This is a genomic window from Promicromonospora kroppenstedtii (genome assembly GCF_044389675.1).
In the GTDB taxonomy this organism is placed as follows: Bacteria; Actinomycetota; Actinomycetes; order Actinomycetales; family Cellulomonadaceae; genus Promicromonospora; species Promicromonospora kroppenstedtii.
This window is the reverse complement of the sequence record NZ_JBIRYI010000007.1, coordinates 219,616-235,644: the sequence shown is the minus strand read 5'-3', so window position 1 is coordinate 235,644 and position 16,029 is coordinate 219,616. Positions and strand designations below refer to the sequence as shown.

15 protein-coding genes and 1 tRNA gene are annotated in these 16,029 nt (G+C 72.1%); 7 read left to right on the top strand and 9 right to left on the bottom strand.

All coding sequences use genetic code 11. The features are described from left to right. Positions 1-298 precede the first annotated feature (298 nt). The gene (locus ACH47X_RS13355) at positions 299-2,836 is read left to right on the top strand and encodes a penicillin acylase family protein (RefSeq protein WP_397405143.1); all 2,538 of its coding nucleotides are present in this window, start codon (positions 299-301) and stop codon (positions 2,834-2,836) included. Positions 2,837-2,996: 160 nt separating this feature from the next. Here ACH47X_RS13355 and ACH47X_RS13350 read toward each other — a convergent pair whose 3' ends face one another. Next, positions 2,997-3,641 carry a 5-formyltetrahydrofolate cyclo-ligase gene (locus ACH47X_RS13350; RefSeq protein ID WP_397404985.1) on the bottom strand — a complete coding sequence of 215 codons (645 nt, stop codon included), beginning with the start codon at positions 3,639-3,641 and terminating at the stop codon, positions 2,997-2,999. A 227-nt stretch (positions 3,642-3,868) separates the two neighbouring features. Here ACH47X_RS13350 and ACH47X_RS13345 point away from each other — a divergent pair, with 227 nt between their 5' ends. The 4 genes from ACH47X_RS13345 to ACH47X_RS13330 all read left to right on the top strand — a co-directional run bounded on the left by ACH47X_RS13345 (position 3,869) and on the right by ACH47X_RS13330 (position 6,617). Beyond that, the gene (locus ACH47X_RS13345; RefSeq protein WP_026366007.1) at positions 3,869-4,480 is read left to right on the top strand and encodes a GNAT family N-acetyltransferase; all 612 of its coding nucleotides are present in this window, start codon (positions 3,869-3,871) and stop codon (positions 4,478-4,480) included. A gap of 60 nt (positions 4,481-4,540) precedes the next feature. Next, positions 4,541-5,671 carry a hypothetical protein gene (locus ACH47X_RS13340; protein WP_397404983.1) on the top strand — a complete coding sequence of 377 codons (1,131 nt, stop codon included), beginning with the start codon at positions 4,541-4,543 and terminating at the stop codon, positions 5,669-5,671. A gap of 114 nt (positions 5,672-5,785) precedes the next feature. Beyond that, a tRNA-Ala gene (locus tag ACH47X_RS13335) sits at positions 5,786-5,858 on the top strand. Between the two features lie 132 nt (positions 5,859-5,990). Next, entirely contained in the window at positions 5,991-6,617 is a 627-nt protein-coding gene (locus ACH47X_RS13330) for a GNAT family N-acetyltransferase (RefSeq protein WP_397404981.1), read from the top strand. An 18-nt stretch (positions 6,618-6,635) separates the two neighbouring features. Here ACH47X_RS13330 and ACH47X_RS13325 read toward each other — a convergent pair whose 3' ends face one another. After that, positions 6,636-7,013 carry an ArsR/SmtB family transcription factor gene (locus tag ACH47X_RS13325; RefSeq protein ID WP_397404979.1) on the bottom strand — a complete coding sequence of 126 codons (378 nt, stop codon included), beginning with the start codon at positions 7,011-7,013 and terminating at the stop codon, positions 6,636-6,638. A gap of 84 nt (positions 7,014-7,097) precedes the next feature. On the opposite strand from ACH47X_RS13325, the gene ACH47X_RS13320 reads away from it, so the two are divergent. After that, positions 7,098-8,618: an FAD-dependent oxidoreductase gene (locus ACH47X_RS13320; protein ID WP_397404977.1), complete on the top strand. Its 1,521-nt coding sequence runs from the start codon at positions 7,098-7,100 to the stop codon at positions 8,616-8,618. Between the two features lie 51 nt (positions 8,619-8,669). Here ACH47X_RS13320 and ACH47X_RS13315 read toward each other — a convergent pair whose 3' ends face one another. From ACH47X_RS13315 to cmtR, 6 genes are read right to left on the bottom strand one after another with little or no spacing between them, the layout of a single operon-like run. Beyond that, positions 8,670-10,370 (bottom strand): FAD-dependent oxidoreductase, encoded by a 1,701-nt coding sequence (locus tag ACH47X_RS13315; protein ID WP_449582153.1) that lies wholly within the window; start codon positions 10,368-10,370, stop codon positions 8,670-8,672. After that, positions 10,367-11,095, bottom strand: coding sequence for an aquaporin (locus ACH47X_RS13310; protein ID WP_397405140.1), 729 nt, complete (start codon positions 11,093-11,095; stop codon positions 10,367-10,369). The genes ACH47X_RS13315 and ACH47X_RS13310 overlap by 4 nt, the downstream gene beginning before the upstream one ends. A gap of 23 nt (positions 11,096-11,118) precedes the next feature. Next, positions 11,119-11,541, bottom strand: a complete 423-nt coding sequence (locus tag ACH47X_RS13305; RefSeq protein ID WP_397404975.1) for an arsenate reductase ArsC — start codon at positions 11,539-11,541, stop codon at positions 11,119-11,121. 45 nt (positions 11,542-11,586) lie between these two features. Continuing rightward, the gene (locus ACH47X_RS13300; RefSeq protein WP_397404973.1) at positions 11,587-12,606 is read right to left on the bottom strand and encodes a metalloregulator ArsR/SmtB family transcription factor; all 1,020 of its coding nucleotides are present in this window, start codon (positions 12,604-12,606) and stop codon (positions 11,587-11,589) included. Positions 12,607-12,649: 43 nt separating this feature from the next. Continuing rightward, complete coding sequence (locus tag ACH47X_RS13295) at positions 12,650-14,713, bottom strand: heavy metal translocating P-type ATPase (RefSeq protein WP_397404971.1); 2,064 nt, start codon at positions 14,711-14,713, stop codon at positions 12,650-12,652. Further along, entirely contained in the window at positions 14,710-15,132 is a 423-nt protein-coding gene (gene cmtR / locus ACH47X_RS13290; protein ID WP_397404969.1) for a Cd(II)/Pb(II)-sensing metalloregulatory transcriptional regulator CmtR, read from the bottom strand. Before cmtR ends, ACH47X_RS13295 begins: the two co-directional genes overlap by 4 nt. A gap of 74 nt (positions 15,133-15,206) precedes the next feature. Here cmtR and ACH47X_RS13285 point away from each other — a divergent pair, with 74 nt between their 5' ends. Beyond that, positions 15,207-15,557 (top strand): cupin domain-containing protein, encoded by a 351-nt coding sequence (locus tag ACH47X_RS13285; protein ID WP_397404967.1) that lies wholly within the window; start codon positions 15,207-15,209, stop codon positions 15,555-15,557. Here the strand turns inward: ACH47X_RS13285 and ACH47X_RS13280 are convergent. Next, positions 15,554-15,976, bottom strand: a complete 423-nt coding sequence (locus tag ACH47X_RS13280; protein ID WP_397404965.1) for a MarR family winged helix-turn-helix transcriptional regulator — start codon at positions 15,974-15,976, stop codon at positions 15,554-15,556. The two genes, ACH47X_RS13285 and ACH47X_RS13280, sit on opposite strands and share 4 nt — an antisense overlap. Positions 15,977-16,029 lie beyond the last annotated feature (53 nt).

Sequence of the window (16,029 nt, the reverse complement as noted above, 5' to 3'; positions counted from 1 at the left end):
GACGGCCGGGGCGTCGCACGCTCACAGGGCCGGGGCCTGGCACTCGGGGTTTCCGAGTGCCAATAGTAACGGTCGAGCGGCGGGTGATAGTCCCAGGATCTCCCGAGGCTGTTCACGCCTGCGCGTTCACCCAAGCCCTGGGGCGGACGGTAGTCTCCACTGCGTGTCCGCGACCACTCCCGCCGAGCCAGTAGAGCCCGTCGAAAAAGTCCCCTCCGCCGGTGCACGGCCCGCCAAGCGCCGTCGGACTCGCACCACCCGCGTCCGCCAGTTCCTGGTCGGTACAGCCGTCGTCGTCGTGCTGGCGCTGGTCGCCGTGACGACGTTCGGATGGCTCACCGGACGCCGTCCGCTGCCGGAGTACTCCGGGTCGGTCCAGGTCGAGGGCCTGGGCTCGGACGTGCGGGTGAGCCGCGACGCCCAGGGTGTGCCGCAGATCTACGCCGACACCGCCGAGGACCTGTTCCGCGCGCAGGGTTACGTGCACGCGCAGGACCGCTTCTTCGAGATGGACTACCGCCGCCACGTGACGGCGGGCCGCCTGGCCGAGCTCGTCGGCAACAACGAGGACGCGATCAAGGCCGACATGGTCACGCGCACCTTCGGCTGGCGGCACGTCGCCGAGGAGGAGTTCAACATCCTCGACGACACGACCCGGCAGTACCTCCAGGCCTACGCGGACGGCGTCAACGCCTACCTCGCGGACCGCAGCCCCGGCGAGACCGCCGTGGAGTACACGGTGCTCGACGTCAGCGTCGAGGTGAACGACCCCGAGCCGTGGGGCCCGATCGACTCGCTGGCGTGGCTCAAGGCGATGGCCTGGGACCTGCGCGGCAACTACGACGACGAGCTCGACCGTGCCCTGGCCTACAGCACGCTGGGCGACGCGTCGCGCGTGGCCGAGCTGTTCCCGGCGTACTCCGGCACGGGCAACGCACCGATCCTCGACGCCGCCGAGGCGGGCGCGCAGTCGACGGCCGCGGCCGGCACCGAGACGGCGTCGGCCACCCAGGAGGTCTACCAGAGCCCGCACCTGGCCGACGCCCTCGAGTCGGCGCAGAAGGCGCTCGACGCCGTGCCCGTGCAGATCGCGCGTGGTGAGGGCACCGGCTCCAACTCGTGGGTGGTCTCGGGGCAGTACACGAAGTCGGGCAAGCCGCTGCTGGCCAACGACCCGCACCTCGCGCTCGCGGCCCCCGGCATCTGGGCGCAGGTCGGTCTGCACTGCAACCAGGTGGGCCCGGAGTGCCCGTACGACGTCGCCGGGTTCTCGTTCTCCGGGTTCCCCGGCGTGATCATCGGCCACAACGCCGACGTCTCCTGGGGCCTGACCAACATGGGCGCCGACGTCACCGACTTCTTCATCGAGCGGGTCCGTAACGACACGTACATGCGGGGCACGAACAAGTGGGTCCCGATGGAGTCGGAGACCGAGGTGATCCGGGTCGACGGCGGCAGCCCCATCGACCTCGAGGTCCGGCGGACCGTGCACGGCCCGATCATCTCCTCCGTCATGGACGAGACGCAGATGGACGCCGTGCGCGACGCGCCCACCGAGATCGGCCCCGAGCAACGCCCCCAGTACGAGATCTCGCTCCAGTGGACCGCGCTCCAGCCGGGGCACACCGCCGACGCGGTGTTCGAGATGAACCGCGCCAAGACGCCCGCCGACATGAAGGCGGCGGCCGCGAAGTTCGAGGTCCCGGCGCAGAACATCGTGTTCGCCACCACGGACGGGCACATCGGCTACCAGGCGCCGGGCAAGATCCCGGTGCGCGCCAACGTCCCGGGCGCGGTGGAGTCGGACGGCACCTGGCCGCGACCCGGCTGGGACGCCCGCTACGACTGGACCGGCTACGTGGACCCGGCGCAGATGCCCGGCGTGGTGGACCCGAAGGAAGGCTTCATCGTCGCTGCCAACCAGGCCGTTCTGCCCGGTAACGACGGGCCGTTCCTCAGTCGCGACTGGGACTACGGGTACCGGTCGGAGCGCATCCGGACCTTGATCAGCGACCGCATCGCGGAGGGCCGCAAGCTGACGGCCGCCGACATGTCCGAGTTCCAGATGGACCAGTGGAGCAGGTTCGCCGACGTCCTGGTGCCCGTGCTGGTCGAGGTGGACCTCCCCGCCGGCTACGACTCGGACGGCCAGGCGCTCCTGGCCGACTGGGACAGGTCCATGGACGCCGACTCCGCTGCCGCCGCCTACTTCGCGGCAGCGTGGCGCAACCTGCTGCGGATCACGTTCCACGACGAGCTGCCCGAGGCCATGTGGCCCGACGGCGGCAGCCGCTGGCTCGCCGTCATCCAGGGCATGCTCGGCGAACCGGACAACCCCTTCTGGGACGACCAGTCCACGGTGTCCGTCGTCGAGAGCCGGGACGAGGTGCTGACGCAGGCGCTGATCAGCGCCCGCCAGGATCTCACCGTCGAGATCGGCAAGGACACCAGCGACTGGGAGTGGGGCACGCTGCACCAGCTCCGGCTGGAGCACCTGGTGCTCGGCGGCCCCGGCATCCCGGCCCCGATCGCGGCGTACATGAACCCGGCGCCGGTCAAGGTCGGCGGTGGGTCGTCGATCGTGAACGCCACCTCCTTCGACGCCGCCAGCGGCAGCTTCGACGTGACGAGCGGCCCGTCGATGCGCATGGTCGTGGACCTCGCCGACCTGGACGCCTCCACCTGGGTGGTCGTGACCGGCGCGTCGGCGCACCCGGGATCGCCGCACTACGACGACCAGCTCGGCGCCTGGGCGGCGGGGGAGACGTTCCCCTGGCCGTTCACCACGGACGCCGTCGAGGGAGCAGCCGAGGACGAGCAGATCCTGACGCCTTAGGGCGTCGCCGGTCACGCCGCCCCGTCGGTCGAGTCGATCCGTCGTGCGAGCCACCCCGTCGGTCGAGCTCGTCGAGGCCCCACCAGGTCTCGCCGAGCTCGACCGGCGAACCGGCTCGACCGATGGGGCGTCCCGGCCGGCGGGGCGGTGGCGCTTCGGGTCAGCCCAGCCAGCGCCAGTCGGTGGTGGTGGCGACGGCGTGGACCAGGATGTCGTGCTCCTCGCGAGGAAGCGGGTGGTCCGTGGCGTCGTACACCTCCTCGGGGAAGACGACGGCGACGACCTTCGCGCCCGGCCGCAGGTGGGTCAGCGCGCGGTCGTACCAGCCGCCACCCTGGCCGAGCCGCACCCCGCGGGTGTCGACGGCGAGGGCGGGTGCCAGGACGACGTCGGCCAGCTTGACGGCGTCGGTGCCCAGCGCGGGGCCGCCGGGCTCGGGCGGCCGTCCGGGCGCCCGCTCCAGCAGATCGTCCGGGCCGGTGTAGTCCGCCCAGTCGCGGGCCAGGCCGGCCCCGAGCACGGGGAGCAGCGCGCGGACGCCACGGTCCGAGAGACGCTCCAGGAGGGGCAGCATGCCGGGTTCAGCGCTGCGGGCCGCGTACGCCGCGACGCATCCGGCGTCGCGCACCTCGGGGATGGACTCGATGACGTCGGCGAGCATCTCGGCGGCCTCCGCCCGGCGTCGGACGGACCGGAGACCACGCTGGGCGCGGATCGCGCGACGCAGCTCCTCCTTGGCGTCGCCCGTCTCCATCCCGGGTTGCACGGGGTAGGGCTGTGGCGTCGGAACAGAGATGCCGCTCATGACCGCTATTGTGCCAAGACTCCGAGACTGGATTGTTACGAACAGCGTACGAAGAAGGCGAGAACATGACCGAGCGGCTGCTCGACGGGTCACAGGCCACCGAGCGTGGTAGACCCTCCTCCAGCGGGGGAATCGTCATGGGACGTGGCAGGGGGCGAACGATGTTGCCGTCGAGTAAATCGGACGTGCCGGAAGGCACCACAGGTAAGTTTGTGAAGGGGTGGACGGTGGCCAAGCCATGGCCGGTGACGCTGCGTGAGGACACGCCGTCGGGGACTGTCGTGCTGCGCCCGCTCCGGCGCCGGGACGCGACCGACTGGTCGCGCCTGCGGGCCGAGAACGCGGCCTGGCTCGAGCGCTGGGAGGCGACGTCGCCCGGCGCGAACCGGTACATCGCCTCCACGTTCGGCGAGTACGTGCGGTCCCTCTCGGCGCAGGCTCGCGCGGGGACGTCGCTCCCGTTCGGCGTGGAGCTCGACGGCGCCCTCGTGGGCCAGCTGACGGTCGCGTCCATCACCTGGGGCTCCATGTGCTCCGCGAGCATCGGCTACTGGGTGAGCCAGAGCGTGGCCGGCCGCGGCGTCATCCCCACAGGGGTCGCGATGGCAACGGACTACGCCTTCTTCCTGGGCCTGCATCGCATCGAGATCAACATCCGGCCCGAGAACAAGCCCAGCCTGCGGGTCGTCGAGAAGCTCGGCCTGCGGGACGAGGGCGTGCGCGAGCGGTTCCTGCACATCCAGGGGCAGTGGCGCGACCACCGCACCTTCGCGGTGACCCGCGAGGAGGTCCCGGAGGGACTGCTGGCCCGCTGGCAGCGCACGCGTGAGGCGTTGTAACGGTGGGACACGCCGTACGCGCTGCGGCCGGGCGTGCCGATGCTCGCCTAACGTCGTGTCGTGGAATCGACCGCGGGACTCACAGCCGTAGCGCTGTTCGTCCTGTGGCTGGGCTACTGGATGCCGAGCATGGTGCGTCGCCGGGCGGAGCTCGCCGACGCGCGGGTGCCGGACCGGTTTTCAGGAGGGCTGCGCATCGTCGCGATGAGCGGCTCGGGTAGGAGAGGAGGGGCGATGGTCAACGACGGCAACCGGCGAGGTAGCGGCCAGGGCGTGCCGCGCGTCGCCCACCCGACCCAGCGGCAGGGCCTCCCGCTGCAGATCATGGTGCGGGGTCGCCCGCTGACGGCGGAGCGCATCCGCAGGGTGGAGCGCCGCGCGCGGCGGGCCGCGCGGGCGCGCCGTCGTTTCATCGTGTCGATCTTCCTGCTGGTGGCCAGCATGGTCGCGTGGGCGCTGGTCGGCTTCGATCAGCTGCACTGGGGCGCTGCCGTCACGACGTCGGCCATGCTGCTGTTCGTCCTGTTCCTGGGGCGCCGCGCGGCCCGAGCGGCCCGTCGGGCGGACGCCCGCTGGCACGCGACCGTGCGCGCCGCCCGGCAGCGCGCGACGCAGGCCCGTGCCCTCGCCAACGGCGGCCCGTACGCCCCGCGCAACCGCGCGCAGGTGGTCGGCCTGGCCGCCCGCGGTTCGGACACGCAGACGCAGGCGATCCCGCGCGTGGGCGGCAAGAACGTGCTCGACGAGATCCTCGACGGTCCGGAGAAGCCCAAGGTCATCGAGGTCGCGGCGGATGTAGTGGACGAGGTGTCTTCTGGCACCGCTGCCCCGGACGCGCCCACGGCGGGCGCCGAGCCGCCGAGCGGGCGCGCCTGGGACCCGGTGCCCGTCCCGCTGCCCACGTACGTGACCAAGCCCAAGGCGCCCCAGCGGCAGCCTGCGGCGTTGCCGGCGGGTTCGTCGGGCAAGGGGGCCGCGGGTGCTTCGGGGCGCCCTGGGGGCGCTGGTGCGTCCTCTGCGGTCGTTCCGGGGACGACGGCGGCCGGTGCTGCTGGTGCCGGGTCTGCCGCGAAGGCGGCCGACGCCGTGGCCGAGGACGAGCTGCTGCGGGGCGAGCCGCCGCGCATGAAGTCCGAGACGCTGGGCCAGCCGCTCGAGGAGATCCTGGCCCGACGTCGGGCGGCGGGGTGACCTGCCGGCTGATCCTGCTGGTCGGTGTCGCGCGAGTCACGCGTTCGTGACCCGCGCGACACCCGATCAAGTTGCGGAGTCGGGGCGGTGAAGTGCTAGTCTTCTGCAGTCCGAGGGGCTATGGCGCAGTTGGTAGCGCGTCTCGTTCGCAATGAGAAGGTCGGGGGTTCGAATCCCCCTAGCTCCACAGACGGAAACCCCGCTTGACCAGGGCAGATGCTCCGGTCAGGCGGGGTTTCTTCGTTGCCCAGGAGGCGTCTTCCGGATCCCGCCCCGGCCCGCCACCTCATTGCGGCAATCCCCGATACGCTCCGGGGCCGTGAGGATCACCAACTTCAAGCCGCGGCAGAGCAAGGAGGTCGCGGCGGTCGCAGCTGCCGCATTCGCTGACGACCCGATATGGAGCCATGTGGTTCTGGACCCTCAGCGCAGGCATCTCCCGCACACGATCCTGCTCCGTGCGCAGCTGCGCACGATTGCGCCGTCGGACGACGCACGGCTTGCCGAACATGAAGGCCGGATCGTCGGGTTGGCCTTCTGGAGCAATGTCTGGGACGGCGAGCACGATCTGCCCAATGCCCGCAGGTTCCGTGCCATGCGCAGGCTCGCGCGCAGTGCCGGCGACGACTGGCCGAGGCTCTCCAACATGTACATCTCGATCGGCCGGTCGATCCCGCGCGACGTGGAGTGGTTCCTCGCCACCCTCGTGGTGCACCCCGAGCACCAAGGTGCCGGCATCGGCAGCGCTCTCCTGCGCGACGGTCTCAAGCAGGCCGACCGCCGCGGGCATACGGTCACCCTGCAGACGAGCACACCCGAGAACGTCCGGTTCTACGAGCGACACGGGTTCGAGGTCATCGAAGCGCTCGACGAGCTCTATCGGGGAGCCCCGCCCTTGTGGACCATGCGCCGGCCCAGCACCGCAGTCGGCAACCGGATTCTCTGACCCGGTCCCGGTCACTCGTTAGCTCGTCGCCTCCGTGAGCAGCACGCCGAGCCGGTTCAGCGCACCCGGCACCACCGAGTAGTACGCCCACTTGCCCCGCTGGTCGCGGGTGAGCAGACCGGCGTCGACCATGAGCTTGAGGTGGTGGCTCACCGTGGGCTGAGAGAGCCCGACCGGCTCGGTCAGGTCGCAGACGCACGCCTCGCCACCGTCGTGCGCGGCGATGACCGACAGCAGGCGTACCCGCGTCGGGTCGCTCAGTGCCTTGAACACGCGCGCGATCTCCGCCGCGGACTCGAGGTCCGCCGCCTCACGCACCAGGGGAGCGCAGCACGCACCTGAGGCGTCGACCGGCTTGATGCGCGAAACGTCTGTCAGTGCGAGAGCGGTGGCCATGCACCCATCTTGCCACGCATCGAAGAATATGGATATGTTGCTCGTGTTCACGCATCGAGGATCTTCGATCTGAGGAGAGTTGCCATGTCAGAGACGCCACGCGAGGGACTCCCGGTCATCGTCATCGGCGCCGGGCCCGTGGGCCTCGCCGCCGCGGCGCACCTGGTGGAGCGAGGCCTGGAACCACTGGTGCTGGAAGCCGGCGAGGGCCCGGCGGCAGCCGTCGCGTCGTGGGGTCACGTGCGCCTGTTCTCCCCGTGGCAGTACGACATCGACGCCGCCGCCCGCCGCCTCCTGGCCGGCACAGGCTGGGTCGAGCCGAACCCGGACGCCCTGCCCACCGGCCGCGACCTGGTGGAGAACTACCTGACGCCGCTGGCCGGCGTCCTCGGGGACCGCCTCCGGTACGGGGCCCGCGTCACCGACGTCACCCGGGACGGTGCCGACCGGTCGCGGTCGCTCGGGCGTGAGCGTCGCCCGTACCTGGTGCGCTACGCCGCCGGCGAGCAGGTGCGCGAGGTCCGGGCGCGGGCGGTCATCGACGCCTCCGGCACGTTCGGCACCCCGAACCCGCTCGGACTGTCCGGGCTGCCGGTCATCGGCGAGGGTGCGGCGGCCGGGCACCTGACCGGCGCGCTCCCCGACGTGCTCGGCGGCGCCCGCGAGCGTTTCGCGGGCCGCACCGCCCTGGTGGTGGGTATGGGCCACTCCGCGGCGAACACTCTGCTCAGCCTGGTCGAGCTGGCGGGCGACGAACCTGGCACGCGGATCGTCTGGGCCATCCGCGGCGGTTCCCCGCGCCGCCTGTACGGCGGCGGTTCCGACGACCAGCTTCCGGCCCGTGGGCTGCTCGGCACCCGTCTGCGCGACGCCGTCGAGGCGGGGCAGGTCGAGCTGCTGACCCGGGTGGCCATCGACCGGTTGGAGCCGGCGACGCCGTCGGACGGCGTCCGGGTGCTCGGCACGGCGCGGCGAGAGGGCGCAGACGTCGACCTCGACCTGACCGTGGACACGATCGTCAACGCCACCGGCTTCCGGCCCGACCTGGACATGCTGCGCGAGGTCCGCCTGGACCTGGACCCGGTGGTCGAGGCGCCCCGGGCCATCGCCCCGCTGATCGACCCGAACCACCACTCCTGCGGCACCGTCCCCGCGCACGGCGAGATCGACCTGGCCCACCCGGACGCGGACTTCTACCTGGTCGGCATGAAGTCCTACGGCCGGGCGCCCACGTTCCTGCTCGCCACCGGCTACGAGCAGGTCCGGTCCGTGGTCGCGGCGCTGGCCGGTGACCGGGCCGCGGCCGACTCCGTCGAGCTGAACCTGCCCGCCACGGGCGTGTGCTCGTCCGACCTGGCGTTCGCCGCGGACGAGGACGGCGTGGTCTCCTCGGACGCTCTCGCGCTGGCGGGCGCGTCGGGCGGCGGGTGCTGCGCGACGCCGTCCGGCCCGCAGGCGGTGACCCTCGGTCTGGGTGCGCCCGCGGAGGCAGCAGGCGGTTGCGGCTCGACGTCCGAGGGGGCATCGGGCTGCGGCTCCACGCCCGAGCCGGTGAAGGTCGGGTTCGCGACCGGCGTCGAGCACGGCCGCTCCGGCGACGAGTGACAGCCAGCTGGTGAGAAGGGCGCGAGCCGGGAACCGGCTCGCGCCCTTCTGTCATGAGCGGCCCAGCCTCTGGGCGGCAGCCCAGGCCTGGTAGTTCTGGTTCCCGCCCGACAGGTTGTAGACCTGCGCGAACCCGAGGTTGCGCAGCAGGTTCTGCCCCGCGTTCCCGGTGACGCCCTTGTTGCAGTACGTCACGACCAGCACGTCCCGGTCCAGCTCGCCCGCCCTGGCCCGTAGCTCCTTGAGCGGCAGGTGGACCGAGCCGGCCACGACGCCCTTGGCGCGGTCCTTGGCCGAGCGCACGTCCACCACCTGGATCTTCTCGCCGTCCGCCCGACGCCGGTCCAGCTCGGCCGGAGTGATCAGCGGGGCCGTGCCACGGATCGCGTTGTCCAGCGCCATGCCGGTGTAGTGCACCGGGTCCTTCGTGGTGGCGTAGGTGGGGGAGTAGGCCAGGTCGAGGTGGAACAGGTCGGCGACGTCCGCCCCGTAGGTGATTGCCGTGGCCAGGACGTCGATGCGCTTGTCCGCGCCGGACGCGCCGATCGCCTGCGCCCCCAGCAGCCGGCCCGTGGCTCGGTCGGCGACGGCCTTGATCACCAGGGGCTTGCCGCCCAGGTACTCGGGCCGGTCGGGCTTGATGTTGTGCAGCACCTCGACGTCGTACCCCGCTGCGCGCGCCTGGTCCTCGGTCAGCCCGGTCTGGGCCACGCCGAGGTCGAACACGCGCACGATCGAGGTGCCGAGGATGCCGCGATGCTCCAGCGTGCCGCCCGTGATCGCGTCACCGGTGATGCGGCCCATCTTGTTCGCCGTGGAACCAAGCGGCACCCAGGCGGGTTCGCCCGTGATCAGGTTGAACGACTCGGCGACGTCCCCGACCGCCCACACGTGCGGCACGTCCGTGCGTCCCTGCCGGTCGACGGCGATCGCGTGCGTCGGGCCGATCGTCACCCCGGCCTGCGTCGCGAGCTCCAGGTTGGGCCGCACACCCACGGACATGATCACCAGATCGGCCGCGACGGTCTCGCCGTCCTCGGGCGAGCCCACACGCACACCCGTGACGCCGTCGTGGTCGCCCTCGATCGCGGACACGCGCGTGGCCAGGCGCAGGTCGACGTCGTTGCGGCGCAGCTCGGCGTCCACGCGCGCGGACATGTCCGCGTCCATGCGGGGCATGGCGTGCTCCAGCGCCTCGACCACCGTCACCGCGATGCCGCGCTCGGTGAGCTGCTCGGTCATCTCGAGTCCGATGTACCCGGCGCCGACCACGACGGCACGGCGTGCCTTGCGCTGCTCGATCCAGCCTCGGATCGCGCGGGCGTCGGACGGGCTGCGGACGGTGAACACCCCCGGCAGGTCCACCCCGGCCAACGGTGGGACGACGCTGCGCACACCGGTCGCCAGGACCAGCTCGTCGTAGGGGTCCTCGAACGTGCTGCCGGTCGCCAGGTCCCGCACGGTCACGGTGCGGGTGGTGACATCCACGTCGGTGACCTCGTGGCCGGTGCGGACCTCGACGTCGTACCGGGCCTTGAACCACGCGGCGTCGCGCGGCGTCAGCTCGTCGATGGTCTCGACCTCCCCGCCCACGAAGTACGGCAGTCCGCAGCCGGAGTAGGAGATGTCGTGGTCGCGTTCGTACACCGTGATGCGGGCGGACTCGTCGTTGCGGCGAGCCTTCGCGGCGGCCGAGGTGCCCGCCGCGACGGATCCGACGACGACGATCTTCAGGGACGGCGAGGTGCTCATGGTGCTTCCTTCGGTCGGTACAGAGCCGCAGTGATCAGCACGCCCAGCACGCCGCCGACCACCTGGGCGGCGACGAACGGCAGGACGGAGCCGGGTGAGATCCCGGCGAACGTGTCGGTGAACATGCGCCCGACGGTCACGGCCGGGTTGGCGAACGACGTCGAGGAGGTGAACCAGTAGGCCGCGCCGATGTAGGCACCCACGGCGGCCGGGACCCAGCCGGACCGCCCGGACCGCAGCAGTCCCAGGATCACCAGGACGAGCCCGGCGGTCGCGACGACCTCGGCCAGCAGGTGCGGGCCGGTCGCACGCTGGGTGCCGGACAGGCCGGCCGGGACACCGAACATCGCGTTGGCCAGCACGGCCCCACCGATGGCGCCGCCGACCTGTGCCCCCAGGTAGGCGCCGCCCTCGCCGGCGCGTATCCCGGAACCATCGCGTCGGCCCGTGAACCAGTCGACGGCCGTGACCACCGGGTTGAGGTGCGCGCCACTGACCGGACCCAGCACCGCGATCAGGACCGCGAGCCCCAGCGTCGTGGCCAGGCTGTTCTCCAGGAGCTGCAGCCCGAGGTCGTCCGGTGAGAGCCTCTGCGCGGCCACACCGGAACCGACGACGACCGCCACCAGCAGCCCGGTGCCCAGGGCTTCGGCGAAGGCCCGCCGCCACAGGGCCGGCCGTGACGCTCGGTCCGTCGCCGGACGTTCTGGTTCGGTCCGCTGCACGTCGAGCGTCGGGGCGTCCCGGGTCACGCGACCGGTTCCACGCCGAGCTCGGTCAGCAGACCACGCACGCGCCGCTCGATCTCGTCGCGGATGGGACGCACCGCCTCGATGCCCTGGCCGGCCGGGTCCTCCAGCTCCCAGTCCTGGTAGTTCTTGCCCGGGTAGTACGGGCACGCGTCGCCGCACCCCATCGTGATCACGGCATCCGACGCCTCGACGGCCTCGACGGTCAGGATCTTCGGCTGCTCGGCGCGGATGTCGATGCCCTTCTCCAGCATGGCCTCGACGGCGGTGGGGTTGATCATCTCGGCGGGCATCGACCCGGCCGAGCGGACGTCGACGGCCCCGCCGGACAGCTCCCGCAGGAACCCGGCGGCCATCTGGGAGCGGCCCGCGTTGTGCACGCAGACGAACAAGGCGGACGGCTTGGGCTCGGTAGTGGTCATGGTGCGCTCCAGTTCTTCGTGCGGTGCGTGGTCGGGTCGACCGGATCAGGCTGCTTCGGGGAGGAGCTCGGCCAGCAGGGTGCGGACGCGCTCGTCCAGCTCGTCGCGGATCGCGGCCACGCCCGCCGGAGAGGCGAGGGCGGGATCGCCCACCAGCCAGTCCTCGTACCGTGTGCCGGGCAGCACCGGGCAGACGTCGCCGCAGCCCATCGTCACCACGACGTCGGCCGCGCGGACCGCGTCGTCGGTCAGGGGCTTGGGGTAGAACCGCGTCATGTCGTCCACCTCGTCGGCCGCGGCGGCATCACCCATCTCCTCCAGGAGCAGACGGATGTTCGCGTGCACGTCGGACGCCGGTGCCGAACCCGCCGAGCGGACCACCACGCGGTCTCCCGCGTAGTGCCGCATCAGAGCGGCGGCGAGCTGTGACCGCCCGGCGTTGGCCACGCACACGAACAGCACCTGCGGTCGAGGACGTTCCGCCTCGAGCGCTCGGGCGCGCTCGGCGTCCATGATCCGCTGACGCGCGAAGTGCTCGGTGAGCGGGACCAGGTGGGTGGGCTCGCCACCGCGACGGGCCAGGGCCGTGTACGACTCGCGGACCACCCGCACGCACTCGCTGGGAGGCGTGGCCGGGAACCGTTCGGCCAGGGATGCGGCCAGGTGGTCCAGGGCGGGCTCGACGTTCGTCAGCCCGGTCAGGTGCGGCGCCGCCACCGCGCCGATCGCGGCCGGGGCGAACCGGTCCAGCAACGTGTTCAGCGCGCCGCGACAGCTCGGCTCGATGTGGTACCAGACCGAGGTCCCGCGCCGATCGGCAGCCAGCAGGCCGCTCTCGCGCAGCACCCGGAGGTGATGGGACACCGTGGGCTGGGACACCTCGGTCAGCGTCGCCAGCTCACCGACGGTCACCTCCGCCGCCGGGCTGGTCGCGATGGCGGACAGCATCCGCAGCCGCAGCGGGTCGGCGAGAGCCTTGAGCGTTGCTGCCACGGCGGTCGCCGCGTCCATGCCGATGGCGTGCGACTCCAGCCCGCGCGTGCTCGACGGCGTGAGAGCGGTCATCCCGACCTCCGACTGTATCGACATCCGTCTATGTTGATATCCATCAATATAGCCCAGCGGGACTCGGCAGGTCACCAGCGATGGTGCGAGGCCGCCGGGCCGCGCGGATGCCGTTGAGGATGACCACGACCTCGGCGACCTCGTGCACCAGCACGACGCCGGCCAGGCCGAGCACGCCGAACAGTGCGAGCGGCAGCAGCACCACGATGATCGCGAGCGACAGCCCGATGTTTCCGGTCATGATCGCCCGGCCCCGGCGGGCGTGGAGCATGGCCCGGGGGATGAGGCGCAGGTCCGTGCCGGTGAACGCGACCGACGCGGACTCGATGGCGGCGTCGGACCCGGTCACGCCCATCGCGATGCCGACGTCGGCCGCGGCCAGGGCGGGGGCGTCGTTGATGCCGTCGCCGATCATCGCGGTGGGGCGGCGTGTGCCGTAGGCCTCGATCGCGCTCGCCTTGTCGGCGGGCAGGAGCTCGGCGCGCACGTCCGTGATGCCGGCCTGGGCGGCCAGGGCTCGTGCCGTGCGCTTGTTGTCGCCGGTGAGCATGACAATCTCGAAGCCCGCGGCGGCGAGGTCGCGGACGGCCTCGGCCGCCTCGGGCCTGAGCTCGTCCCGGATGCCGATGACGCCGGCGGGCGCACCGTCGAACTCGACGACCGCGACGGTCATGCCCTGGGTCTCCAGGTCACGTGCCGCCTCGTCCAGGGGGCCGGGCGGGACCCAGCGGGGTGAGCCGACCCGGACCGGGCGGGCGCGGGACGTCCCGGCGCTCGCGGGCGTGCCCGCGTCGTCGCCCAGGAACCCGGTGATGCCCTGGCCGGGGTGCTCGGTGACCTCGGTGAGCCGGGCGGCCTCGGGCGCGGCGGCGACGATCGCGGCGGCCAGAGGGTGGGTGCTGTGCGCCTCCAGGCCGGCGGCCACGGCGAGCACCTGATCCCGGTCGTGCTCCCCGGTCGTCTCGACCGCGACGACCTCGGGCTTGCCGCGCGTCAAGGTTCCGGTCTTGTCGAAGGCGACGGTCCGGACCGTGCCGAGCTGCTCGAAGGCCTGCCCGGACCTGATGACCACGCCGAACCGGCTGGCCGACCCGATCGCCGAGATCACGGTGACCGGTACCGCGATGGCCAGCGCGCACGGCGAGGCGGCCACGAGCACGACGAGCGCACGTTCGGTCCACAGTGCGGGGTCGCCCACGATGAACCCGAAGATGACGACCAGTGCCGCGAGCACGAGGACGGCCGGGACGAGCGGCCTGGCGATCCGGTCGGCCAGGCGGGCGCGCTCGCCCTTGCGGGCGTGGGCCTGCTCGACCAGGTGGACGATGGTGGTCAGCGAGTTGTCCCGGCCGGCCGCCGTGGCCTCGATCTGCAGTGCGCCGCGCCCGTTGATCGAACCGGCGGGGACGACGTCCCCCGGACCGACCTCGACCGGGATGGACTCGCCGGTGATCGCGGAGGTGTCGATGCTGCTCGTTCCGGTCACGACCACGCCGTCGGTCGCGACCCGCTCGCCGGGCCGCACCACCAGGATGTCCAGCTCCTGCAGGTCGGCGGCGGGGATGGTCTTCTCCCCGGACAGCCGGGAGATGGTCGCCGTCTGCGGGATCAGGGACAGCAGCGCCCGCAGCCCGTCGCGGGCGCGGTCCATCGCCCGGTCCTCCAAGGCCTCGGCGATGGAGAACAGGAAGGCCAGTGCGGCGGCCTCACCGACATGCCCGAGCAGCACCGCGCCGACGGCGGCGATCGTCATCAGCAGGCTCACGCCGAGGCGCCCGCGCACCAGCCGCAGGATCGCCCCGGGGACGAAGGTCCAGGCCCCGGCCAGCAGGGACAGGGCGAGCACGACGACGGAGGCGGTCGTGACGCCGGCCCGCTCCAGGGTGTAGCCCACCGCAAGGAACACGCCGGAGGCGATCGGGAGCAGCATGCCCGGGTCACGCCACCAGGGGCCTGCGTCCTCGTCGCCGTGCCCGTGGTCGTCGTGCTCGTCATGGTGCTCGTCGTCGCCCGGGCCGGGCCGGCCGGAGACGTCGCGGACGGGGAGCGCGGGCCCGTGCTGCCGAGGAGTCTCCTGGGGATCGGGGCCACAGCAGATGTCGTTCACCGCAGCACCTCCCGGGCCTCGCGCCCGAGCTCGGCCGCAGCCTCGGCAGCAGCGTCAGGCACGGTCTCCGCCCCCGGCCCGCAGCACAGCGGGACGTCGCAGTTCTCGTCCGCGCACGGGGCGCCGTCGTCGACCGCGAGGACGGTCTTGACCAGCTCGCCGATCGCGCGGGTCAGGTGCGGGTCGGCGATCTCGTACCGGGTCTGGCGACCCTCCGGCGTGGCGACGACGATGCCGCACCCGCGCAGGCACGCCAGGTGGTTCGACACGTTCGAGCGGGTCAGACCCAGGTCGCGGGAGAGCTGCGCCGGGTACCCGGGTGCGTCCAGGAGGGAGAGCAGGATGCGGGAACGGGTCGGGTCGGCCATCGCGCGGCCCAGTCGGTTCAGCACGTCCAGGCGCGAGGCTATGGTCAGCATGGGCTGACCATACAGTGTGTGCTGACCATTCGGGAGCCTCTGGGGCTGGGTCGGCACCCTGCCAGACTGCCCGGATGTCGTACAGCAGGATCTCCCTCGACGGTCGCCTCACGGTGATCGCCGGCCCGCAGCCGCCGTCGGACGACGGCTTCCGCTCCGATCGGATCCAGGTCCTGCACTGGCGCGTCGACGAGCCCTTCAGTGACGACGGGACCCACCTTCACCGGACGAGTGACGAGGTCTACGTCGTGATCGAGGGCGCCATCGAGCTGGAGGTCGCCGGATCGCGGGTCACGGTGGCGGCCGGTGAGGCGGTCACCGTCGGCGCGGGCGTTTCCCATGCCCTCGTCGCCGTTCAGTACCCGGCCCGGGGCCTGACCATCCGTGGTCCCGCGGTCGACGACAAGGTGGTCACCGACCGCTAGTGCGTCGCCAGCCGCTCCAGCAGAGCCGCGCTCCGGGCCAGTACCGCCTGCTCCTCGTCCGTGAGCTCGGCCTCGATGGCCTGCGCCAGCCAGCCCGCCCTGCGGCCGCGCTCCGCCTCGAGTGCGGCGCGGCCGGCGTCGGTCAGCTCGGCCAGTGACTTGCGGCCGTCCGTCGGGTGCGCCCGGCGGGTGATCAGGCCTTGCTCCATCAGCAGTCCGACGACGCGGGCCATCGACTGCGGGCGTACACGCTGGTCGGCGGCGAGGTCGCTGGTGGTCATGGCGCCGTCGCGATCGAGCGCGCCGAGCACCGCGATCTGGCCGAGCGGGATGCGGTCCTCGTGCTTGACGCGCCGGGTGAGCTTGCCCATCGCGGTACGCAGCTCGGCGGCGGTGGCGGCTGACTCCGGGGTGGGCACAGGTCAGTTTACCTTTTCGGTCCCCAGGAGAACTGTGCACCTAACCTGTACAC

Coding starts and splice junctions, on each gene's coding strand:
- ACH47X_RS13350 (WP_397404985.1), bottom strand. CDS start 3,641: ATGAGCGGCATCTCTGTTCCGACGCCACAGCCCTACCCCGTGCAACCC.
- ACH47X_RS13325 (WP_397404979.1), bottom strand. CDS start 7,013: ATGGCCACCGCTCTCGCACTGACAGACGTTTCGCGCATCAAGCCGGTC.
- ACH47X_RS13320 (WP_397404977.1), top strand. CDS start 7,098: ATGTCAGAGACGCCACGCGAGGGACTCCCGGTCATCGTCATCGGCGCC.
- ACH47X_RS13315 (WP_449582153.1), bottom strand. CDS start 10,370: ATGAGCACCTCGCCGTCCCTGAAGATCGTCGTCGTCGGATCCGTCGCG.
- ACH47X_RS13305 (WP_397404975.1), bottom strand. CDS start 11,541: ATGACCACTACCGAGCCCAAGCCGTCCGCCTTGTTCGTCTGCGTGCAC.
- ACH47X_RS13300 (WP_397404973.1), bottom strand. CDS start 12,606: ATGACCGCTCTCACGCCGTCGAGCACGCGCGGGCTGGAGTCGCACGCC.
- cmtR (WP_397404969.1), bottom strand. CDS start 15,132: ATGCTGACCATAGCCTCGCGCCTGGACGTGCTGAACCGACTGGGCCGC.
- ACH47X_RS13285 (WP_397404967.1), top strand. CDS start 15,207: ATGTCGTACAGCAGGATCTCCCTCGACGGTCGCCTCACGGTGATCGCC.